The organism is Micromonospora sp. NPDC006431 (assembly GCF_042870725.1).
In the GTDB taxonomy this organism is placed as follows: Bacteria; Actinomycetota; Actinomycetes; order Mycobacteriales; family Micromonosporaceae; genus Micromonospora.
Map to the genome: position 1 here is coordinate 56,510 of NZ_JBIAHQ010000007.1, position 21,261 is coordinate 77,770.

At 70.3% G+C, this 21,261-nt stretch carries 19 protein-coding genes; 3 read left to right on the plus strand and 16 right to left on the minus strand.

Going from position 1 to position 21,261, the window contains the following annotated elements; genetic code table 11:
- Positions 1-17: 17 nt before the first annotated feature.
- From ACFYM6_RS14965 to ACFYM6_RS14975, 3 genes are read left to right on the plus strand one after another with little or no spacing between them, the layout of a single operon-like run.
- Complete coding sequence (locus ACFYM6_RS14965) at positions 18-893, plus strand: family 3 encapsulin nanocompartment shell protein (RefSeq protein WP_387275668.1); 876 nt, start codon at positions 18-20, stop codon at positions 891-893.
- 16 nt (positions 894-909) lie between these two features.
- Positions 910-2,187, plus strand: a complete 1,278-nt coding sequence (locus tag ACFYM6_RS14970; protein WP_387275670.1) for an NAD(P)/FAD-dependent oxidoreductase — start codon at positions 910-912, stop codon at positions 2,185-2,187.
- Positions 2,184-2,909: an aspartate/glutamate racemase family protein gene (locus ACFYM6_RS14975; protein WP_387275672.1), complete on the plus strand. Its 726-nt coding sequence runs from the start codon at positions 2,184-2,186 to the stop codon at positions 2,907-2,909. Before ACFYM6_RS14970 ends, ACFYM6_RS14975 begins: the two co-directional genes overlap by 4 nt.
- A gap of 7 nt (positions 2,910-2,916) precedes the next feature.
- On the opposite strand, the gene ACFYM6_RS14980 is transcribed toward ACFYM6_RS14975, so the two are convergent.
- From ACFYM6_RS14980 to ACFYM6_RS15055, 16 genes are all read right to left on the minus strand, one after another.
- Complete coding sequence (locus ACFYM6_RS14980; RefSeq protein ID WP_387275674.1) at positions 2,917-3,939, minus strand: methyltransferase; 1,023 nt, start codon at positions 3,937-3,939, stop codon at positions 2,917-2,919.
- A complete protein-coding gene (locus ACFYM6_RS14985; RefSeq protein WP_387275676.1) occupies positions 3,936-5,066 on the minus strand; it encodes an aminotransferase class V-fold PLP-dependent enzyme in 1,131 nt (376 codons plus the stop codon). The genes ACFYM6_RS14980 and ACFYM6_RS14985 overlap by 4 nt, the downstream gene beginning before the upstream one ends.
- Complete coding sequence (locus tag ACFYM6_RS14990) at positions 5,063-5,869, minus strand: tryptophan 2,3-dioxygenase family protein (RefSeq protein WP_387275678.1); 807 nt, start codon at positions 5,867-5,869, stop codon at positions 5,063-5,065. The genes ACFYM6_RS14985 and ACFYM6_RS14990 overlap by 4 nt, the downstream gene beginning before the upstream one ends.
- 269 nt (positions 5,870-6,138) lie before the next feature.
- Positions 6,139-6,486: a DUF952 domain-containing protein gene (locus ACFYM6_RS14995; protein ID WP_387275680.1), complete on the minus strand. Its 348-nt coding sequence runs from the start codon at positions 6,484-6,486 to the stop codon at positions 6,139-6,141.
- Between the two features lie 81 nt (positions 6,487-6,567).
- Positions 6,568-7,503 carry a DUF817 domain-containing protein gene (locus ACFYM6_RS15000; RefSeq protein ID WP_387276032.1) on the minus strand — a complete coding sequence of 312 codons (936 nt, stop codon included), beginning with the start codon at positions 7,501-7,503 and terminating at the stop codon, positions 6,568-6,570.
- 127 nt (positions 7,504-7,630) lie between these two features.
- Positions 7,631-8,029 (minus strand): hypothetical protein, encoded by a 399-nt coding sequence (locus ACFYM6_RS15005; RefSeq protein ID WP_387275682.1) that lies wholly within the window; start codon positions 8,027-8,029, stop codon positions 7,631-7,633.
- A gap of 244 nt (positions 8,030-8,273) precedes the next feature.
- Positions 8,274-11,033, minus strand: coding sequence for a DNRLRE domain-containing protein (locus ACFYM6_RS15010; RefSeq protein WP_387275684.1), 2,760 nt, complete (start codon positions 11,031-11,033; stop codon positions 8,274-8,276).
- A gap of 121 nt (positions 11,034-11,154) precedes the next feature.
- On the minus strand, positions 11,155-12,213 hold the full coding sequence (locus tag ACFYM6_RS15015; protein ID WP_387275686.1) for a dihydrodipicolinate synthase family protein: 1,059 nt from the start codon (positions 12,211-12,213) through the stop codon (positions 11,155-11,157).
- Positions 12,213-13,256 carry an NAD-dependent epimerase/dehydratase family protein gene (locus ACFYM6_RS15020; protein WP_387275688.1) on the minus strand — a complete coding sequence of 348 codons (1,044 nt, stop codon included), beginning with the start codon at positions 13,254-13,256 and terminating at the stop codon, positions 12,213-12,215. Before ACFYM6_RS15020 ends, ACFYM6_RS15015 begins: the two co-directional genes overlap by 1 nt.
- Positions 13,237-14,781 carry a beta-N-acetylhexosaminidase gene (locus tag ACFYM6_RS15025; RefSeq protein WP_387275690.1) on the minus strand — a complete coding sequence of 515 codons (1,545 nt, stop codon included), beginning with the start codon at positions 14,779-14,781 and terminating at the stop codon, positions 13,237-13,239. Before ACFYM6_RS15025 ends, ACFYM6_RS15020 begins: the two co-directional genes overlap by 20 nt.
- Positions 14,778-15,596, minus strand: a complete 819-nt coding sequence (locus tag ACFYM6_RS15030; protein WP_387275692.1) for a sugar phosphate isomerase/epimerase family protein — start codon at positions 15,594-15,596, stop codon at positions 14,778-14,780. The genes ACFYM6_RS15025 and ACFYM6_RS15030 overlap by 4 nt, the downstream gene beginning before the upstream one ends.
- Positions 15,593-16,621 carry a Gfo/Idh/MocA family protein gene (locus tag ACFYM6_RS15035; RefSeq protein ID WP_387275694.1) on the minus strand — a complete coding sequence of 343 codons (1,029 nt, stop codon included), beginning with the start codon at positions 16,619-16,621 and terminating at the stop codon, positions 15,593-15,595. Before ACFYM6_RS15035 ends, ACFYM6_RS15030 begins: the two co-directional genes overlap by 4 nt.
- Before the next feature lie 119 nt (positions 16,622-16,740).
- On the minus strand, positions 16,741-17,601 hold the full coding sequence (locus tag ACFYM6_RS15040) for a carbohydrate ABC transporter permease (protein WP_387275695.1): 861 nt from the start codon (positions 17,599-17,601) through the stop codon (positions 16,741-16,743).
- On the minus strand, positions 17,594-18,562 hold the full coding sequence (locus tag ACFYM6_RS15045) for a carbohydrate ABC transporter permease (RefSeq protein WP_387275697.1): 969 nt from the start codon (positions 18,560-18,562) through the stop codon (positions 17,594-17,596). Before ACFYM6_RS15045 ends, ACFYM6_RS15040 begins: the two co-directional genes overlap by 8 nt.
- A 35-nt stretch (positions 18,563-18,597) precedes the next feature.
- Positions 18,598-19,917: an ABC transporter substrate-binding protein gene (locus tag ACFYM6_RS15050; RefSeq protein WP_387275699.1), complete on the minus strand. Its 1,320-nt coding sequence runs from the start codon at positions 19,915-19,917 to the stop codon at positions 18,598-18,600.
- A 97-nt stretch (positions 19,918-20,014) separates the two neighbouring features.
- A complete protein-coding gene (locus ACFYM6_RS15055) occupies positions 20,015-21,112 on the minus strand; it encodes a GntR family transcriptional regulator (RefSeq protein ID WP_387275701.1) in 1,098 nt (365 codons plus the stop codon).
- Positions 21,113-21,261: the final 149 nt, after the last annotated feature.

Consider the following 21,261-nt stretch of genomic DNA (forward strand, 5'->3'; position numbering starts at 1 on the left):
CGGGAGGAATCCGGATTATGCAACGCACCGACACGATCAAGCGGACGATCGCCGAGGTCGTCGCCGAACGGAAGACCCAGATGTCGCCCGGCGGGGTGTTCGTCGAGGCGTTCGCCAAGGACGGCTTCGACACCCGCGTCGACTACGACGTCACCATCACCGACTCGCTGACCAGCTCACGACGCAAGCCCCGCTACCCGTCCCGAAACATGCTCAGGGTGGTGGACCTGTCCCGGGAGCCGCAGGAGCACTACTGGCACGAGAGCCCACCCCGCCCCGGTGACCCCACCGTCGACGGCGCGGACCTGCGCCGCGAGGCGGCCAACCACTTCCACCGCTCCCCCATCCCCCCGCTGCTCACCACCACCGCCTGGGTGCAGGTGCCCGACACGCTCTGGGACGACCCGGCCAGCTTCGAGCAGTTCATCAACTACCGGCTCGTCGTGCGGCTGGCCACCGCCGAGAACCACACCATCCTCCGCGGCGAGGGCGGGCTGCTGAACATGCCGGACATCGGCCGGCTCACCGAACCCGGCCCGTTCGCCTCCACCATCCTGGCCGCCTGCAACGAGGTCGAGCAGATGGGCAGCACCGCCGACGGGCTGATCATCAACCCGGCCGACTACTACCGGCTGCTCGGTTCCGGGACCCTGCTGCGGGACGTGGAGGACAACGGGGTCTTCATCGTGCGTACCCGGCTGGTCGACCCGGGCACCGCGATCGTCGGCGACTTCGGCCACGGTGCGCTGCTGTTCGACGCCGGCCGGTCGGTGATCCGGTTCGCCGAGCCGCCGCCCGGCACGTTCGCCGAGCCCGGGGTGGCGCTGTGCGCACAGATCTGGGAGCGGGTCGTGGTCAACCTGCCCACCTGCTTCTTCGTCGTCACCATCTGACGGGCGAGAAGGCACGATGACGGCGACGCCCGCCCGGCACGGCCCTGACGTCCTGGTCATCGGCGCGGGTGTCGTCGGCCTGTTCTGCGCCTGGTTCCTGCGGGCCGCCGGGCACACCGTCACGGTCGTCGACCGGGGCGAGATCGGCGACCCGGCGGCCTGCTCGGCCGGGAACACCGGCTTCGTCGGCACCCAGGGCTCCGCGCCGCTGGCCGAGCCGGGCGTACCGGCGAAAGGGCTGCGCTGGCTGCTCGACCCGGAAAGCCCGTTCCACGTCCGGCCGCGCCCGGACGTCGGGCTGCTGGCCTGGCTGTGGCACTTCCGGCGGTACTGCACCGAGCGCCACGCCCGCGCCGGGTTCGAGGTGCTGCTCGCCCTCAAGCAGCGCAGCCTGGCCATCCTTCACGAGGTCTGCGCCGGCGACCTCGCCGACACCCTCACCGCCCGTGGCATGGTGCTGGCCTGCAAGACCGAGCAGGGGTACGCGCAGGCCCGGCGCGGCATCCCCGCGGCGGTCGAGCGCGGGGTGCCGCTGCGCGAACTGGACCGGGCGGAGCTGGCCCGGCTCGAACCCGGGGTGGACTTCGCCATCGCCGGGGCGCTGCTCAACGAGGAGGGCGCCGCGCTGCGCATCCCCGCCTTTCTGGTCGGCTTCGCCCGCGCCCTGCGGGAGCGGGGTGTGGAGATCATCACCGGCGCCGAGGTTCGCGGCTTCGAGGTGACCGGGCGGCGGGTACGCGCCGTCCGCACCAGCCGGGGCGACCTGCACCCGGCCGAGGTGGTGATCGCCGCCGGGGTGTGGTCGCTGGCCTGCGCCCGCACGCTCGGCGTCGGACTGATGCTGCAACCCGCGAAGGGCTACACCGTCACCGTCGCCGCCGGGCCGGGCACGCCGACCCGGCCCCTGCTGCTCAGCGAGGGCAAGGTGGCGGTGATGCCGCTGGGCGACCGGGTACGCGTCGGCGGCACCCTGGAGCTGTCCGGCCTGGACACCTCGGTGTCGCCGCGACGGGTCGACGGGATCCTGCGCACGGTGCGGTCGTATCTGCCGGGGCTGGACACCGATCGGCGGCTGCACGTCTGGAGCGGTCTGCGGCCGTGCACCCCGGACAGTCTGCCGCTGATCGGCCGGGCCGGGGCGTACCGCAACGTCAGCGTGGCGACCGGGCACGGGCACATCGGGATGGGCCTCGCCCCCGCCGGCGGCCAGCTGCTCGCCCAGATCATCGGCGGCGTGGCGCCCGACCTGCCGCTGGAGACGTTCGCCTTGGACCGGTTCGGGAGGATTCGATGACCGATGGGCCGGCGATCGGGGTGCTCTGCCTCGACACCAGCTTCGACAAGATCCCCGGCCACATCCGCAACCCGGCCACCTTCGACTTCCCGGTCCACTACCGGGTGGTCCGGGGCGCCACTCCCCGCCGGCTGGTCCGCGAGGCCGACCCGACGCTGCTGGAGCCGTTCCTCCAGGCCGCCCGGGACCTGCAGGCCGCCGGCGTCGCGGGGATCACCGGGGCGTGCGGTTTCCTCGTGCTCTTCCAGGCGGAACTGGCCGCCGCGGTGGACGTACCGCTGTGGTCCTCCAGCCTGATCCAGCTACCTCTGGTGCACCAGATGATCGGGCCGGGCCGCACCGTCGGGCTGCTGGTCGCCGACGAGGCGGCGCTGACCCCCCGACACCTCGCCGCGGTCGGGGCGCGGGAGGTGCCGCTCGCAGTCACCGGCATGGCCGGTCAACGCGAGTTCCGCGAGGTGATGCTGGAGGGACGCCGCGACACCCTCGACGTCGACCGGCTGGCCGCCGAAGTGGACGAACAGGTGGAGGCCCTCGCCCGGGCCCACCCGGAGCTGGGCGCGCTGGTGATCGAGTGCACGGATCTGGTGCCGTTCGCGCACCGGATCCAGGCCCGGCTCGGGGTGCCGGTCTTCGACATCGTCACCCTCACCCGGATGCTGTACGCCAGCCTCACCCGCCGCCCGTTCACCCGCCGCCTCGACCTCGAGCCCCAGCCGTGATGCCCGGTCACGGCTTGCGTGCCGAGATCAGTTCGAACCGGCCGGGCAACACCTCGATCCCGTCGAAGCCGGCCTGCCGCAACGCGCCGATGTAGAAGGTGGTTTCCCGCAGGCGGCTGGCGCAACTGTCGACGCCGATCAGGAAGTAGGACCAGAAGAACTGCATGGCCAGCCGCTCCGAGGTGCGGAACTCCTCGCAGATCAGCAGGCGGCCGCGGGGCGGCAACGCCTGGTAGGCGTTCTCGATCAGGCGGTGGGCGACGCGCGCCGGCCAGTCGTGCAGGACGCGGACGAACGCCATGGTGTCGTAGCCGGTGGGCAGCGCTTCGGTGAGGAAGTCCCCGCCGACGAACCCGAGCCGGGTTTCGTGGCCGGACCGTACCCGGGTCTCGTCGACGAGGGGCTGGACCGGGGGCAGGTTGTAGACGTCGACGGTCAGGTCGGGCGTATCTGCGAGCAGGTACGTGGCGAGGGTGCCGTCGCCGCCTCCCACGTCCAGCAGCCGGTGGCGGTCGGGCCAGAGCCGCGGTGCGTGGGTGCGGAACGCCTCGATGATCGGGCCCAGGCCGGCCGCCATGCTCCTCTCGAAGTCGGCGATCTGGGCTGCCGTCCTCGGTGGCCAGGCGAAGTCGTTCTCGGTGATGCTGAGCTGCCCGCGAAGGGTGTCCGCCAGCCTGCCGTGCAGCTGCCGCCACGGGTACTTGTCGCGGTCGCGTTCGATCGCGTCGGGCCCGACCACCTCGACGACGGCGTCCTTGAGCCCCGGGACAGCGCGGTACTCGGTGTCGTTGATGTCGTCGGTTCGCTCGTCGCGGTGCACGAAACCGAGGCTTTCCAAGCAGTCAAGGAGCTTGTAGAGCCGACCCGGGCGCAGGTCGAAGCGGGCGCTGAGCTGCTCGAGGCGCACCGGGCCCGGTTCCAGCGCGTCGAGCAGCCCGATGTTCAGGGCGGTCTCCAGCACGTCGATGGCCTTGGCGCCGTTGGCGAGCAGGCTCATGAGTGCCCTCGGGGACAGCGGTGCGCCGGTCATGATCTGACCTGCCGGAACTCCAGTTCGAGGGCGTCCATGAACGCGTCGACCTCGTCGATGGTGTTGTAGATGTGCGGGGCCACCCGCAGGGCCCCTCGCCAGCTGCAGATCATCTGCCGCCGGGCGAGGCTGCGCTTGACCGCCTCACCGTCCGGGACGGCCAGGCAGACGACACCGCCCTGTTGCGCGGGCGCGGTGGGGCCGAGCACGGGGATGCCGGCGGCCGCGGCCCGGTGCACTATCCGCTCGGTGCAGTTCAGTGAGTGCTCGCGGATGGCGTCGATGCCCACACCGGCCAGCAGGTCCAGTCCGACTCTGGAGATCTGGGCGCTGAGCGGGAACGGGGTTCCACCGGCGAACCGGCGGGCGTCGCCGGCCCAGTCCGACGAAGGGCGGAAGGTCAGCGCGGCGTCGCCGGCGAACCATCCCGTCGCCGCTGGCCGCAGGGTCGGCAGCAGCTCGGGCCGGACGTACAGGAACGCCGCCCCGACGCCGCACAGCCACTTGTGCGCGCCGCCGAGGACGAAGTCGACGTCCAGCGCTGCCACGTCGAACGGGACCGTGCCGATGGTCTGGAAGGCGTCGACGACAACGAGTGCGCCGACGTCGTGTGCGTGTTTGACGAGACGGGGCAGGTCGATCACCGCGCCGGTGGCGTAGCTGGCGTGCGGCACGCACACCAACAGCGTACGTTCGTCGATCCGCCGCTCCAGGGCATCCTCGTCGAACCCGGGCCCGCCGGCGTCGACGACGTCGAGTCGGGCGCCGTAGCGGCCGAACGCCCGCCAGATGAACGGCACCGTGGGGAACTCCAGGTGCGTCGTGACCACCCGGTTGCGGGGCGGACGATAGTCGAAACAGGAGGCGATGCGGCCCAGGAGGGTGCTGACGTTGGCGTCGGTGACCACGCTGCCCGGCGGAGCGCCGATGAACCGCGCGACGGCGTCGCCGTAGGCCCGCAGCTCCTTGAGCCACTCGTCCCACACGTCGTCGCGCCAGGCGCAGAGCGTCTCCCAGTACCGGTGGAGAACAGGCTCGGCCCCGCGGGGCACTGCGCCGGTGGAGTTGCTGTTCAGGTACACGCAGGTCTCAAGCAGAGGGAAGTGGTGCCGTAGCTGGGTGGTCACGCCGGCACCCGCGCTTCCCGGCGGTCGGCCCCGGGCGGCAGACCGCCCTCCCGCTGCCACTCGGCGGTGAGCTGGTTGCGGACCGCCCAGAGTGCCCGGAACAGTGGCTGGGTCATCCGCCCGACGAGAATCTGGGTGGGCACCCCGTCCAGCGCCGCGACGTCCCGGCCCACCCCGATCGTCCGGCGCACCAGCAGGTAGTGGGTGAACAGCCACGTCTGGTAGCCCTCGTCGAGGTCGACGAGGAGCTCGCAGACCCGCTTCAGTTCGGGTCGGAGACCGGCGTAGACGTCGGCAAGCGCGACCTCGTGCCGCGCGAGGAGCCGGTCCAGGGCCTCGGCGGCGTACGACGCGGCCACCCGTACGGCGTTGTAGCCGGGGGATTCCTGCCCACTGCCGTTACCGAGATGCCGGCGTATCACCTGGTAGGTGTCGGGTGTGAGGGTCTCCAGCACGCGAAGCTCTTGCGACAGGCAGTGCGTGATCCGCACAGCTCGGTCCAGCCGAGCGGCCACCTCCCACAGGCGATCACCATCGAGATCGTCGACGACCTCGGCCACCTCGTGGGCGAGTAGTTTCAGCCACAGTTCCTGCGCCTGATGCACGACCTGAAACATGAGCTCGTCCGCGTCGACGAGCTCAGGCCTGGGTGTCTGCAGGCGCAGCAGATCGGCGGTGCGCAGGTAGATCTCGTAGTCGAGCTTTCCTTCGCCGACCGTCACTTTCAACACGGGGTTGAACAGCGGCCGGCTGAGTGCCTCGTGCACGTTGCCGACTGTCTTTTCCGGATCCGGTTTGCTCACGCGGCACAGCCTCCAGTCATGCCGCTGCTCTTCTACGGCACCGCCGCACAGTCAAGCAAATAACAGTTTCGGCTACCAGCCCTCACCAAGCGAGGTGATTCACAAGCTCTCCGTATTGCCCATTTAACATTGACGATCTACTATGCCTTGATCGATTGGCGAACAATTCACGCGGGGCAGCGCACCCGTGCGTAACGCCCCGCCGGGCGCGGCCCGGCCACCCCTCCCCCAGCCCCGGGCAGTCCAGGTCCGGTCGCCGGCGGGGACGGTCAGGCGAGTGCGGCAAGGGCGGCCGCCACCGCCTCCGCGGCGGGGATCCCCTCCGGCAGCCTCGCGGTGCCGACCACCGCGGCCAGCGGCAGCGGGCCGTAGGCGTGCGGGAACAGCGCACCGCCGCGCGACGGCTCCCAGCGCAGCGCATCGCCGAGCAGGTCCGGGTCGACCGCGAGCACCAGCAGATCAGGCTGACCGGCAAAGTACCGCTCGGCCGTGCCGGAGAGCTGCTCGGCCGACGAGAGGTGGACGAATCCGTCCTGCCGGTCCGTCGCCGAGCCGTCGTACCGGCCCTCGGCCAGCGCCGCCGACCACTCCGCCCGGACCAGGATCTTGTAGATCATCCCGCCAGCGTACGGTCCGGCCGGTGGGCTCCTCTCAAGTTTGGCTCGAGTCGAGTTCGACCTTGAATACAGCTGCGTGGATCACCTCGGCGACCGGGACGCTGAGACAGGAGGAAGCTCCGCCGCGTCCACCGCTGTGGGCGACTGCCGGTCGTCGGGCGGCTGCGGCGGTGAGATCCAGGTGACCATCACGACCGAGATGATCATGAGGAGGAGCCATGATGCCAGCTTCGCCGGCGAAACCGGCTGCCAACCGCCCATCTGGCTGGGGTAGAGCCAGGCATGCGACCAGGTGGCGATGTTCTCCGCGAGCCAGATGAAGAAGGCGACGAGGACGAAGGCGAGCAGGAGCGGCATGCGCCAACGGAACCGGAATATGCGGAATTGCATGACACAACGCCCGAACACGAGCGCGACGACGGCGATGAGGAGCCACCGGACGTCCAAGACGTAGTGGTTGGTGAAGAAGTTGGCATAGATGGCGACGGCCACCGCAGCCGTCACCCAGCGTTTCGGGTAGCGCGCGAAACGCAGGTCGAACAGCCGGTTGACGCGGACCAGGTAAGAGCCGACCGCGGCGTACATGAAGCCACTGAAGAGGGGCACCGCGCCGAGCCGCAGCACCCCGTCGGACGCGTACGACCACGAGCCGATGTGCGTCTTGAACAACTCCATGGCTGTGCCGACAAGGTGGAACAGGACAACTACCCGCAGTTCCCGCAGGGTTTCGAGGCGTCCGGCCACCATGGCGATCTGGATGGCGACCGCGGCGAGAGTCAGGAGGTCGTTGCGGGCGAACACCGCGTCCGTCGGGTACCAGAGATGCGCCGCGAAGATGACCGCCAGCATCGCCCCACCGAACACGCACGCCCATGCCTGTTTGAGTCCGAAGACCGCGAACTCGATCAGCCAGCTGATCGGCCCACGCTGGGGCAGCCGCGCCAGGACCGCGCGGAAGCGGGTATCGATCGCGCGTTCGGCGGTGGTCAGCGTGGCTGGTTCGGAAGGGGTCTGCATCGCCCCGACGCTATCGTGCCGGCCCAGGTCAGCGGCCTTGGTCTCGGCCAGCTTCACGCGCGCGGCCGCTCCCCGCATCGGGGTTGACTGCGGGTACGCGCACGCGTACCCGCAGCCTCATGGCCGCTCAGCCGCAGTTACCCCAGGTGTACCTACCGTTGCCCACCCACATCGTGCCGTACAGGACTTCTCCCTCGTACATGACGCAGGTGTCCCGCGCAGCGCGCTGCTTCGCGGCGTAGTACTTGTAGTTGCCCGAGTCGGTGGCCCAGGAGCTGCCCTCAACTCGCAAGCTGGCGGCGACCCCGGTCGTCGATCCGACGGCCACCGCCTTGAGGGTGGCGACGCAGTTGTACCCGGTTGCGCTGTTGTACATCAGGTAGACGTCGCCCACCTTCGTGCCGCCCGAGTAGATCGACCGGTGACCGTCGGAAGCCTGGGCCCACGAGCCGCCGAAGTCGTTGTTGCAGGCTTGTGCCGGGGTGAACGGGTTCGTCGCGGCGTGGGCCGGCGACCCGAACGTCACCACCGCAACCGCCACTGCGAGTGCCGAGATCGACAGTCGTCGCGCTAGTACGCGCACACAGTCCTCCAAAGCTCTGGCGCGAAGATCACGCACGGGTCAGGCGCCAGTGGTCTAAATCGGATGATCAACACTACACGGCGCGGTAGCCCGGCCAGCGGCCGCGCCGCGCAGCGCCCGCGGCCTGTCACCATCGACGTCTGGCGCCCGTCGATGTCTCCAAGGACGGGCGCCAGAACCACCGGTATCAGTAGACGATCAGGTACGGCTGCTGGTCGCTTTCCCGGCTGTCCACGGCGAGTGGCCGCCCGGCAGTCGTGTCGTCGGAGAGTCGCAGCGTCAGGGCTCCGCCGGCCAGGTGGGCGTTGACCGCTCCGGTGACGTCGACCGAGTACCAGCCGGGGCGCTCCACACGGACGGTCCCTAGCACGCTTGCGCCCGCGCTGGACGGGCGGCTGTTCCAGGTCGCACCGCCCTCGGACCATGAGTCGTCGGCCAGCGCCCGCACCGTTACCGGTACGGCGCCACTGCCCGGCGCCACCGCGCTGACATGGAAGTACAGCCGGGCGGAGACAGTCGCAGTGCCTGGGTAGCCGCCGAGCCCGGCCTTCAGATAGGCCATCCGGTCGCCGTCCGGACTCTGCGCGTCGGGAAGGTCAGCGACCTCCAATGCGCTGGCGGAGCCGTGGGTGGCGTCCGCGTATGCACCGGCGCGTACGAAGGTGTCGGCGATCACCGGCGTCGTGGTCTGCCACCTGGTCTCCACGTTCCGGGCCCGGTCGTGGGCGGAGGCCCAGTAGTAGCCGGGCGCGGTGATCCGCAGTGGCTGGAAACCGACCTCGCCGGCCTGGGAGCCGATCGCCTCCGAAACGCCGGACGCCTGGCCGTCCGGGTTCGCGTTCATCGTCAGGTACCGGCCCGCCATCTTGGTGAACCGGCCATGTACGGCCGCCGCCACCGGCTTCCCGGTGACCAGATCGGTCACCCGGATCCGCACGGTCGCCGGACTGCCCACGGCGGTCACCGTCAGCTCGGAGACGATCAGCGGCCGCAGGTCGGTGCCGGCGGTGGTGGCGGATACAGCCAGCGAGGCCGGCCCGACCTTGCCGTGTACGTCCACGGCGGCGACCCGGTAGTGGTATCTGGTGTCCGGCAGCAGGCCGGAGTCGGTGAAGCTCAGGCCCCGCGACTGCCCGGCGAGGTTGTCCGGGTCGGGCGTGAAGCGCGGATCGGTGGACCGGTAGATGTTGTACTGCTCCACCTCGGTGTCGTCGAAGGCCCGACCGTAGGCGAGATCGATGCTCTGGTGGTCGAAGGCGCTCGCCGTCGGTGGCGAGCCGACCGCACTGGGCGGGCTGGCGTCGGCCGGCAGCGGCGGGTACACGGCATTGGGTCCCCACACCGACGGCAGCCAGCGGATGGAGTCGTAGTGGTGCATCGCGATGCCGCCGAAGGCCGGGCTGCCGGCGAAGGCTTCGTACACCTTCTGCAGCTCGCGCTCGGCGACGGCGCGTCCCTCCTCGCGGAAGGTGATGGTTTCCGGGTCGCCGCTCCAGGCGATGTCCAGCGTCTCGACTCCGATCACCACCGAGTTCGGCTTGCCGATCGCCTCGGCGTACGCGATCTCGGACCGCGCCTGGTCGATGATGCCGACCGAACCCTCTGCGGTGTCCCGGTAGTCCATGATCGAGATGTAGTCGGTCAGGTCCTGGATGTGTTCGCTGAGCGGTTTGGTGGCGCCCTTCCAGGTGATGTCGGTGCAGCAGGTGTTGACGTCCAGCCAGCGCGGGATGGCCGGGCCGAACGCCAGTGGCGAACCCGCCGTGTTCCTGCGCTGGATCATCTGCTCCAGGATCTCGAGCCACTGCAGCTGCAGGGCCGGCTTCTCGGCCGCGAACCCGGGATAGATGTAGGGCTCGATGTCGACGTTGACCCCGTCGAACCGTGCCCCCGGTCGGGAGGCGAGGTTGTAGTTGAGGATCTTCTCCATCTCCCGGACCGCGCGGGGGTGGTAGCGCTCCAGCCCGCCGAGGAACGGTGGTTGGGTGCCGCCGGCGATGGTGGCGTACACCGTGAAGCCCTGCGCGTGGGCCCAGCTCACGAAGTCCCGTACCTCGGCGCGCTTGTCGTTGAGCATGTCCAGGTCGCCGTACCGGTCCACGCCGACATAGAGCGTGGTGATCGGCCGCGAGCCGAAGGTGTCGACGTCGCGCGCCGTGGTCTCGAGCAGCCGGCGGGATCCCGGGTTGAGGATCAGGCCGTAGGATGCCCGCTCCCAGATCCACATCGCCCGGTCCTGCGGGCCGACCCGTACCGGTTCGGCAGCGCCCGCGCCGACCGTGACGTAGACGGTCGGGCTGTAGCCGGTGTTGCCGTACGCGTCGACGGCTCTGGCCTCGATGCTTGCCATCGCGTCGCCGAGTTCGCGGGGATCCCACAGATAGGTGTAGGTGCCCTTCGCTCCGAGCGCCGGCTGCCAGGCTCCGCCGTTGACGCGGACCGACACCTCGCGTACGGCGTTACGCGCGGCGACCGAGACGCGGACCGGCGCCGGGTGCCGCACCGTGCCCCCGTCATCGGGACTGGCCACTGTCACGATCGGGACGTTGGCGACCGGGTTGTCCACTCGCAGCGTGACGAACGAGGACCAGACACCGTAACGGGTGTCGGTGCGCTTGGCGCGCACCGCGACCTCGATCTCACCGTCCACGCCGGTGGTGTCCAGGTCGTAGTACCAGGTGCCGGTGTCGTCGCCATCCGGGTCCACGGTGTGCACCGGGGGAGCGCTGCGTCCGTCGAGCACGATGGTCAGCTCGTACGCGTCGGTGTAGCTGCCCGACAGGCGGACGGTCCCGGCCGGCACCGCGTCACCGCTGGCGTGCGAGTCGATGGTGACCGAGGGGCCGGCGGCGGAGGCGGGCTGCCCGGGCGGCAGCAGCAGTGCGGCCAACACGGCGGCGGACAGCGCCAGCCGGGAGCGCCAGGACTTGCTTCGGGTCAGGGACAAGGGGTGCTCCTCTCAGGGGGGTCAGGAGATGACGAAGTCACGGGGCCACCGCCAGGGTGGCCGACGCCACCGCCAGCACGGCGGCCAGGACGGCGTGGGGGACGATCATGGCTGCTCCCTGCTATGTGTCGAGCCAGCGGTCCAGGTGCGCGGCGACGAACGCGTCGTCCTGCAGGTCGGGGCACGCCCGGACCACGCGGTCGAGTTCCGCCGCCTGCCCGGGCGAGAGCCGCTCCTGTTCGTCGAGCAGCCGTACGTTGTCCAGCAGTCCCTGCCGCCGCAGCACCTCGTGGATTCCGGCGACGCAGCCGGCGAAGCCGTTGGCGACGTCGAAGACGGCGGCGTTGGCGTCGGTCAACCTCGCGGCCGTCGTGAGCAGTTCCTCGTCGAGTTGTCCGGTCCGTGCCGCCTCGCGGGCCTGCTCGAACAGCTCCACCGCGCGGCGGGTCCACACGGCGTACTGGCCGAGCAGCCCACCCACGATCCGCTTGCTGACCTGGCCGCCGCTCACCGGGAAGCGGTAGGTGGTGAGCAGGTCGACGATGATGTTGTCGTCGTTGCCGGTGTAGAGCGCGATCTCCGCCGCTCGTGAGGACTCGCAGACCGCCCGGACCACGTCGAGGGTGCGGTACCGGTCGAACGGCGCGATCTTGATCGCCGCCAGGCAGGGCAGTTCGGCGAGCCGAGCCCAGAAGTCGAACCCGAGAGTCCGACCGCCGACCGCGGGCTGGAGGTAGAAGCCGAACACCGGGAGCACCTCGCCGACCGCCGAGATGTGCGCGATGAGCTCGTCGTCCGTCAGCTCCGCCAACCCACGCAGGATCACCATGGCGAGGTGGTAGCCGAGGTCGGCGGCAAGCTTCGCCTCGGCGACTGCCTGGTCGGTGGTGCCGGAGACCCCGGCGACCAGCACCACCGGCCGGCCGCGCGGCGCCTCCCGCACCGTGTCCGCGGCGATCCGTAGTACCGGTTCAAGTAGCCCGGCCTCCCGGATCGCGAACTGGGTGGTGTGCACCCCGACCGCCAGGCCACCCGCCCCGGCGTCCAGGTAGTACCGGCTCAGCGCACGCTGTCGGCGCTCGTCAAGCCGCCCCGCGGCGTCAAGCGCGAGCGGGTGAGCCGGGATCACGACGCCCTCGCGCAGCGCCGCGCCGACGTCCACCGGTAGTGCCGCCGACATCAGAAACGCCCCTCTCGCTCCTGGAAGTGGGTGTCCTTGCCGTGGGTTTCGCCGCCGCTGAGCACCCATTCGGCGGTCCACCCGATCAGCGTGCGCAGCGCGACGGCGGGGTAGCCGAACAGCTCGTTCGCCCGCGCGGCGTTGGAGAGCAGCGCGGTCGGCTCCGGTGTTCCAGAGAATGTCGCGGGCACCCCGAACAGCTCGCCGAACCGCTGCGCGATCCAGCGCACGGACGCGGTCTCGGGGCCGGCCAGGTTGAGCACCAACGGCGGTGCCGTGCAGTGCTCGAAGAGCCGGAGAGTGGCGACGTTGACGTCCCCCTGCCAGATCACGTTGACGTTGCCCATCCGCAGGTCCACGGGCTCGCCCCGGTATACGGCACGCGCTATCTCCAACAGCACTCCGTACCGGAGTTCCACCGCGTAGTTCAGCCGGACGATCGCCATCCGAGTGCCGTACCGGTGTGAAAAGTGCTCGAACACCCGCTCCCGGCCCAGGCACGACTGTGCGTACTCGCCGACCGGGCCCGGTGGCGTCGCCTCGTCGGCGCCGCCGCTCACCACGGGCAGCAGGGGATAGACGTTGCCGGTGGAGAAGGCGACGATCCGCGAGTCGCGGAACCGCTCGGCGACCCGCCCGGGAAGGTAGGTGTTGAGCGCCCAGGTCTGATGCTCGGCGCCGTCGGTGCCGAACTTCCGGCCGGCCAGGTACACGATGTTCGCCACGTCCGGCAGGCCGGCGAGCGCCGCCTCGTCGAGCAGGTCGGCGCGAAGCAGCTCCACGCCCCCGTCGCGCAACCGCTCGACCATCTCGGGACCGGGATTGCGGGCCACCCCGATGATCCGGGCCTGCCGGCCTGCCCGGTCCAGGGCCCGCCGCGCCATCAGGGCCAGCTCGGGTCCGAGCTTTCCGGCGACGCCGAGGAGCATCAGGTCGCCGTCCAACCGCGCCAGGCTCTCCACCACCTCCTGGCTGGGCGTCGAGAGGGCCTCCCGGAGGGCGGCCAGGCTGCACGGTGGGGCGTCAGCCACGTGAATGGGCATCGGTCGGTGCCTCCTTGAGGGATGGCTGTGGCTCGGTGCGGGGTGACGGGATGGCGTCGAGCGGCCGGTACGCCACGCCCGCCGCGGCGAGGCGGGGCAGGTGCGCCGTGAGCCGGCCGTGGAAGCTGGCGAAGGAGTGCCGGGGCGCGGTCGACCAGACGGTCTCGCTGAACGCGCAGAGCCGGGGAAACGCCATGCGCTCCACGTCCTCCGGCCGCGGCAGGTACTCGGTCCACAGTTGGCACTGGGCGCCGAGCGCCCCGACAGGCTGGTCGGCGTCGAACTCGTACACCCGCTCCAACGGTGTGTATCCGCCGATCGCGAGCGGTTCGGTGTCCCGGTCCTGGCTCTGGTAGTAGTCGAGGTAGAGGTGCTCGTGGGAGGCGAGCACCACCTCGTGGCCGTCCTGGTGGGCCGCCATGGCCGCGCCGTCGCCCCGCCACGGCATGGCGATCGCGTTCGGCACCCTCAGCGCAGTGTCGGTGTCGTACCAGAAGACGGGACGGCGGCCGCGGGCCGCGACGAAGCTGGCGAGCTCCCCCACGTACCAGCCGAGCAGGGCCCGCTCGTCCGGAAGTCCCAGCTCGGCCAGGCGCGCGGCGACGGCCGGGTTGGCCCGCCACTGCCTGGTGGGGCACTCGTCGCCGCCGAGGTGCAGGTAGTTGCCGGGGAAGAGCGCCATCACCTCGTCGAGCACGTCGCGGTAGAAGCCGAGCGTCGTCTCGGAGATGTCGAGCACGTGCTCGCTGATGCCCCAGTCGGTCCAGACGTCGAGCTGCCGGCCGGTGTTGCCGAGCTGCGGGTACGCCGCTATCGCCGCCTGTGAGTGGCCGGGGCCTTCGATCTCGGGCACGACGGTGACGAACCGCGTCGCGGCGTACGTCACGATCTCCCGGATGTCCTGCCGCGTGTAGTAGCCGCCGTGCCGTGCCGCGTCGTACCGGCGGGGGGTCTGCCGGGCGTGCCCGACCAGGGTCTCGGCACGCCACGCCCCGACCTCGGTCAGCCGCGGGTAGCGCGGGATCTCCAGCCGCCAGCCCTGGTCGTCGGTGAGGTGCAGGTGCAGCACGTTGAGCTTGTGCAGCGCGAGCAGGTCAATGAGGCGCAGCACGAACTCCTTGGGCATGAAGTGCCGCGCCACGTCGAGCATCACGCCGCGCCAGCCGAACCGGGGGGCGTCGGCCACCTCGAGGTACGGGAGGCTGGCGGTCTGGCCGGATCCGCCTTCCGGCAGCAGTTGGCGCAACGTCTGGGCGCCGTAGAACACCCCGGCAGGCGCGCCTCCGGTGATCTCCACCCCACGTTCGTCGACGGTGAGCCGGTAGCCCTCGGGTGCCAGGCGATGGTCGACGGCCAGGCGCACCGGGGCGTCGGACACCAGGGCGCGGATGAAGCCGGGCACCTCCGCGAGCCAGTCGGCGACCCCCTCGGTCTCCGGCCCGGCGGCGACCGGCACCGGCCCGGCGACCCGCAGCGTGCCGGGGTGCCGGCGGACCGCCACGGGATACGGGATCAACGAGGTCATTCCGCCGCCTGGTGCGCCGCGAGCACCGCCCGGAACGCGGCCAGCGCCTCGTCCAGCGGCGGCGCCGTTGGGAACCAGGCCCGTTCCCACTCCAGGGACAGCCAGGCTCGATAGTCGAGGCGGTCCAGCTCGGTGAGGATCTGGCCCAGCGGGACCGTGCCGCGCCCTGGCAGCACCGGAGCCAGGTTGTCGGTCGCGCGGACGTCCTTGAGCTGTACGTGGCGCAGCCACGGCGCCAGCGCGTCGGCCGCCTCGCGGGGGCTCTCCCCCACCCGCCACGGGTTCACCGCGTCCCACAGGGCGGCCACCGCGGGCGAGCCGACTTCGGCCAGCACCGCCGCGACGGCGCGCGCCGAGCAGAACACATCGTGGGTCTCCAGCAGGACCGTCACCGGCCCACCCTCGATCCTCCTGGCTACCTCGCCGAGTCGCTGCACCGCCGCCGGATGGGGGTCGGCCTGGCCGTCCCGGCCGCCGAAGACCCGCACGTAGCTGGCACCGAGTTGCTCGGCGATCTCGACGTGGTGCAGCAGGTCGGTGACCGGATCTCCGTCCGGCGCCGCGATGCGCACGTACGAGGCGACGCAGATCGGCTCGACGCCGGCGTCCGCGAACCGCTTCCCGATCTCCCGCAGCGTTGCGGCCGGGGTGTCGGGCGCGACCGGCTCACCTTCGGCGCAGCGAAGCTCCACCCCGTGGCAGCCGGTACGCCGGGCCAGCTCCAGCACCGATTCCACCGGCTCTGCGGAACAGCCGAGAGTGCTGAAGGCGAGTCGGCCCGCCGCCCACGCCGGTACGGTGTCGACGCCGCTCATGCCGCCGCCTCCATGGTGAACCGGGGGATCCGTACGGTGTCAACGCGTTCGGCCGACTCGTACAGCGCGAGGGCGGTGGCCACGACCGACTGGCCGTACGCTGCGTCGACCGCCGGCGCCCGGCCGTCGCGGCAGCTCGCGACGAAGTCCGCCAACTGCTCCCGGAACGCTTCCACGATGTCGTCCTGCTCGGGCGCGACCACCTGCACCGCGTCGTCCCCCCGGTACGTCCACAGCCCGTCGCGCCGAGACAGCCGCAGCGCACCGTGCTCGCACACCACCTCGGTCTCGTCCTGGAACGGCAGGCCGGTGCCGGTGACCGAGAGCACGACCCGTACCCCGTTCGCCAGCTCCAGCAGCCCGACCGACTCGGTTTCGACCTCGACGCCCGGCTGGTTCCAGACGTACCCGTGCACGCCGGTGGCGGGTGCGTCGCCGAGCCACTGGGCCTTGTCGATGCTGTGGGTGCCGACGTTCATCACGATGCCGCCGCCGGCGAGCACCGGGTCGAAGAACCAGTCCGGCCGGGAACCGCGCTCGTACCGCGCGGTACGCCGCTCGGTGATTACCACGGGCCGGCCCAGGCTTCCCGACCGCAGGATCCGCCACGCCTCGCGTACCGTCGGCAGGAAGTGCAGCACGTGGCCCACGGCGAGCCGTACCCCGTGGGTCGTGCAGGCGTCGATCATCCGCTGGCCGTCCTCGAGGGTGGTGGCCATCGGCTTCTCTACCAGGACGTGCAGCCCGGCCGCGGCGGCGTCCACGGTGATCGGTGCGTGCAGCGAGTGCGGCGCGGTGACCAGTACCCCGTCCAGGCCGCCGGCGGCGAACATCGCGGCGTGGTCGGCATATGCGCGGGCCCCGAACCGGGCTGCGAGCTGCTCGGCGGCCGGGAGCCGCACGTCGCAGACCGCGGCGACCTCGACCTCGGGCAGGCCGGCGGCCGCGTCGAGGTGCAGCGCGGCGACGCTGCCCGCACCGACCACCCCAACGCGGAATGGTCGGTTCCCCCATGTTTCGGTCACTGCAGGTTCCTTTCGATCAGGACAGGTGTTGTCGGTAGGAGAAGGGCGGTCAGGGGCGCGCTCGGTTGGCCTCTCCCCCACGCTCCTCCCCCGGAAGCGGGGCGGCGGGCGACCGCTGATCAGCCCTTGAGACCGCTGGCCATGGCGCCGCGGACGAAGTAGCGCTGGGCGAGCAGGAACAGCAGCAGCATGGGCACGAGGGACATCAGCGCGGCGGCGGTGACGAGCTGGTCGTTGCCCATGAACTGGCCCTGCAGGCTCATCACCCCGATGGGCAGGGTGTACTTCTCCGGCGAGGTGAGGTAGATCGTGGGCTCGAGCACGGCACCCCAGGACGCCATGAACGTGAAGACGCCGAGTGTCGCGAGTGCCGGCTTGGCGAGCGGCATGTGGACCCGCCAGAACACCTGCCACGGGTTGGCCCCGTCGAGCGCTGCCGCCTCCTCGAAGTCGCGCGGGATCGCGAGGAACGTCTGGCGCATCAGGAAGATCCCGAACGGCGTCGCCAGCCAGTACGGCACCACCAACGGCAGCACGGTGTCGAGCCAGCCGAGGTGCTTGTACAGGATGAAGTTGGGGATGATGGTCACGACGGTCGGCAGCATCAGGGTGCCGAGCGCCGCGGCGAGCAGCACCTCCTTGCCCGGCAGCTTCATCCGGGCCAGCGCGTGGCCCACCATCGCGCTGGTGACCACGTTGCCGACCACGGCGAGGCTCGCGATGAGAAAGCTGTTCCAGGCGTACAGGCCGAACGGCGCGCGTTCCCACACCTCGCGGTAGTTGGACCACGTCGGCGGGTCGGGGACCCAGATCGGCGGCACGGCGACGTACTGCGCGAAGTTCTTCAGCGAGTTGGCGAGGGAGGCGACGAACGGCACGACCATCACCGCCGCGCCGAGGCCGAGGAACAGGTACGCGAACCAACGGCCCGGCCGGTTGCGACGCGGCCGGGCCCGGCCGCGCTGACCGGTGTCAGGCATAGTGCACCCACTTCTTCTGCAGCCGGAGCTGGACCATCGTCAAGATGAAGATCAGCGCGAACAGCACCCACGCGACCGCGGACGCGTAGCCCATGTTGAAGAACTCGAAGCCCTGCTTGTACATGAACAGCACGGTCATCTCACTCGCCCCGTTCGGCTGGCCGGCGGGCTGGCCCCGCATCGGTCCGGTCATCACGTAGACCTGCTCGAAGGCCTGCAGGGTGGTGATCGTCGAGAGGACCAGGACGAGGAAGGTCGTTCCGGATATCCCCGGCAGCGTGACCCGGCGGAACCGCTGCCAGGCCGACGCGCCGTCAATTTTGGCGGCCTCGTACAACTCCTCCGGAATGTTCTGCAGTCCGGCAAGGAAGAGCACCATCACGTAGCCGACGCCCTTCCACACCGCGACCAGGGCGAGCGTGGGGATGACGAGCATCGGACTCTGCAGCCAGGTCGCCGAGGGCAGGCCGAGCCACCCCAGCACGGTGTTGGCCATCCCGAACTGCGGGTTGAAGACCGCGTCGGCGACGTACCCCACCACGACCCACGACGACACGACCGGCACGAAGTACGCGCTGCGGAGCCACGAGATCCACCGCAGGCGCTGGTTCAACGCGACCGCGAGCAGCAGCGCGAGACACGTCTGGGTGGGCACGAACAGCACCGCGAAGTAGGCGGTGTTGAGCAATGACCGCCAGAACGCTTCATCGCCGAGCAAGCGGCGGAAGTTGTCCAGCCCCACCCATCTCGGGGAGGACAGCGTGTCGTAGTCGGTGAGGCTGAAGTATGCCAGCGCCAGTACGGGCCACGCGGTCAGCACCACCAGGTGTGCCATGTACGGGAAGGCGAACACGGTCGCCCAAGCCCGCTGACCGAAGCCCGGCCGCTCATCCCCGGTTCTCCCTCCGTCCGCGACGGAGGGGCGGCGCCCCTGTTCCACCCGGTCCTCGATGGTCGTCACAGCGCCACCTCCTCCCTCGGTCTGGCGGGTCTGACTCATTTGTTCGCGTAGAAGCGGTCGATGACCTGTTGGGCATCCCGTTGCCCGTCGGTCAGCGCGTCACCGACGGGCCGCTCCTTGGCCAGCGCCCGGTCGATCTGGTTCGCCACGGCCGTGGTGTACTCGGTCCACACGGGGTTGAGGCCGAGGTCGTCGGCGTCGGCGAGGGCGTCGAGGAACGCCTGCCGGTCGGCCGGCGGGGTACCCGGCTTCAGGAACACCTCGGACGCCGCCACCTTCTTGTTGATCGGGATCGCCTCGCCGATCCCGGCCCAGGTGGTCTGTGGTTTCTCGGAGGCGAAGTACGTGATCCACTTCCAGGCGGCCTCGGCCTTCCGCTGGTTCGCGGCCTTGTTGATCACCCAGGAGTTCGCGATCGCCACATGGCCCCGACCCGCCGGGCCCTTCGGCATCGGTGCCACGCCGAGATCGATCTTCGCCGCGTTCGCCGGGATGGTACGGGCGTAGATGCCGAACTGCATCGCCACGCGGTTGCTGGCGAACATCGTGTGCGGGCTGCCCAGCGCCTTGGTCGTGACCACATCGGGGCCGGCCTTCTCGGTGTACATCGCGTTCAGCATCCAGTCCAGCGCCGCGCGGCTCTGCGGGCTGTCGATGACGACCTTCCGGCCCCCGTCGGTGACGACGTCGCCGCCGAACGCCTTGATCATCGGCCACCAGCTCTCGGTGAAGCCGGGCGAGTAGACGCGCATCCCCCACACGTCGGGCTTGCCGTCGCCGTTGGTGTCCCGGGTCAGCCTCTTCGCGGCCGCGGCGAGGTCGTCGTACGTCCAGTCCCCGGTCGGCTCGGCGACGCCCGCGTCCGCGAACATCTTCTTGTTGTAGAAGAGCACCGGGGTCTGCGCGCCCTGCGGGAAGCCGTAGATGTGGCCGTCGGAGTCGCGGTTGAGGTCCACGCCGTAGTAGTCGTCGGTGTTGACGGTCTTCACGAAGTCGCTGAGGTCCCGCAGGCTGTTGCGACCGGCGTACTCCTGCACCAGCACCCCGTCGGAGAGCCACACGTCAGGGCCCTTGCCGCCGGCGAGCTGGGTACGCAGCCGCTTGAAGAAGTCCGTGTACGGCGCCGACTCCAGCTCCAGCTTGATGCCGGAGTTCGCCTTCATGAACTCGTCGGCGAGCGAGCGCATCGTCTTGTCGGCCGGGCCGCCCGCCTCCGCGTAGTAGCCCAGCCTGATGGTCACCCGGCCGCCGCTGTCCTCGGAGCCCGCGCCGCAGCCGAACATTGTCGCGGCGAGCGCCACGACACCTGCCAGGGCGACGAGACGCCGGCCTGGCGAGAAGCGTTGCATCCTCATCGTGGATCTCCTTGTGTTGGTCGCCCGGCGGACAGCGGTCTCGGCTGACCGGCGGTCACCGCCCCGACGGTGCGCCCGGCCTTCGGCCGGTCACGGACTACCGGTCGCGGGCGGCGGCGCCGCACGAGGCCCGAATCGCCAGGCGTGGTTGCAGTTGGATCTGGTGCACAGGGGCCGAGGGGCCCTGCTCGATGCGTCGCAGCAGGACCTCGGCGGCGAGCTTGCCCACCTCGGTCTTCGGAGGGGAGATGGCGGTGAGCGGCACCTCGCCGAGGTCGGCGACCTCGTCGTCGTAGGCGATCACCGCCAGCCGGTCGGGCACGGTCAGCCCGAGCCGGCGCGCGTGCGGCAGCAGTCCCGCGGCGTCCCGGTCGCCGAGACAGAACACCGCGGTGATCTCGTTGTCCTGGCAAATCTGTGCGTATGCCGCGAGCTCGTCAGGCGACCACTCCTCGCGCCGCACCACCGCGGCCGGAATCCGCGGCAGATTCAAGTCCCCGACCGCGCGGTCGAAGCCCTCGGCCACCATGTCGGCGGTCGCGGTCCGGATCCGGCCGAGGTGCCCGATCCGCTGGTGCCCCAACTCGACGAAGTGCCGTACCGCCGCGTAGCCCCCGCCGAGGTGGTTGGTGCACACGTACGGTGTCGCGTCGTCCGGTGCCGGATCCGGCGGCCGCCGTTCGACCAGCACGTACGGGACCGGCAGCCGGTGCAGCCGGTCGACGTACCGCTGCGGGTTCTCGATCAGGTGCAGGTTGGGCACGAGCAGCAGGCCGTCGACGTCCGCGGCGAGCAGCTCGTTGATCTGCTGCGCCTCCAGATCCGGGTCGTACTCGGAGCTGGAGAGGATGATCCGGACGCCGGCAGCAGTCATCACCCGCTCGATTCCCTCGATCACGCGCGGGTAGAAGTACGAGGTGGACGGTACGAGCACGCCGACGAAGCGGGCGCTGCGCCCGACCTGCGCCGGTATCGCCACCACGTAGGTGCCGGAGCCCTGGCGACGACGTACCAACCCCTCGTCCACCAGCAGGTTGATCGCGCGGCGGACCGTGTTGATCCCTACCTCGTGGGTCTGCGCGAACTCCTGCTCGGTGGGCAGCCGCGCGTCGACCGACCACCGACCTTCGGCGATCTGCTGCCGGAGGTGGGCTGCCAGGGCTCGGAATTTCGTCCCCTGAGGGAATGAATCCAAGCCATCATTGCCGGTCATGGCTGAGGATTCTTGAGGAGTAAACGTCCCTGCGTCAATCCTCTCTCGACAAGAATTTTCCCTGCTTTACAGGGTCCGCGCGGGCGGTAAGCTTCCGGACGCCAGCAATTGCATGGCATGAATTCATTCCT

Excerpts from the sequence above, each read along its gene's own strand:
- ACFYM6_RS15015 (WP_387275686.1), bottom strand. The coding sequence starts at position 12,213 with ATGTCGGCGGCACTACCGGTGGACGTCGGCGCGGCGCTGCGCGAGGGC.
- ACFYM6_RS15040 (WP_387275695.1), bottom strand. The coding sequence starts at position 17,601 with ATGCCTGACACCGGTCAGCGCGGCCGGGCCCGGCCGCGTCGCAACCGG.
- ACFYM6_RS15000 (WP_387276032.1), bottom strand. The coding sequence starts at position 7,503 with ATGCAGACCCCTTCCGAACCAGCCACGCTGACCACCGCCGAACGCGCG.
- ACFYM6_RS15030 (WP_387275692.1), bottom strand. The coding sequence starts at position 15,596 with ATGAGCGGCGTCGACACCGTACCGGCGTGGGCGGCGGGCCGACTCGCC.
- ACFYM6_RS14965 (WP_387275668.1), top strand. The coding sequence starts at position 18 with ATGCAACGCACCGACACGATCAAGCGGACGATCGCCGAGGTCGTCGCC.
- ACFYM6_RS15025 (WP_387275690.1), bottom strand. The coding sequence starts at position 14,781 with ATGACCTCGTTGATCCCGTATCCCGTGGCGGTCCGCCGGCACCCCGGC.
- ACFYM6_RS14970 (WP_387275670.1), top strand. The coding sequence starts at position 910 with ATGACGGCGACGCCCGCCCGGCACGGCCCTGACGTCCTGGTCATCGGC.
- ACFYM6_RS15050 (WP_387275699.1), bottom strand. The coding sequence starts at position 19,917 with ATGAGGATGCAACGCTTCTCGCCAGGCCGGCGTCTCGTCGCCCTGGCA.
- ACFYM6_RS14995 (WP_387275680.1), bottom strand. The coding sequence starts at position 6,486 with ATGATCTACAAGATCCTGGTCCGGGCGGAGTGGTCGGCGGCGCTGGCC.
- ACFYM6_RS15020 (WP_387275688.1), bottom strand. The coding sequence starts at position 13,256 with ATGCCCATTCACGTGGCTGACGCCCCACCGTGCAGCCTGGCCGCCCTC.
- ACFYM6_RS14975 (WP_387275672.1), top strand. The coding sequence starts at position 2,184 with ATGACCGATGGGCCGGCGATCGGGGTGCTCTGCCTCGACACCAGCTTC.
- ACFYM6_RS14980 (WP_387275674.1), bottom strand. The coding sequence starts at position 3,939 with ATGACCGGCGCACCGCTGTCCCCGAGGGCACTCATGAGCCTGCTCGCC.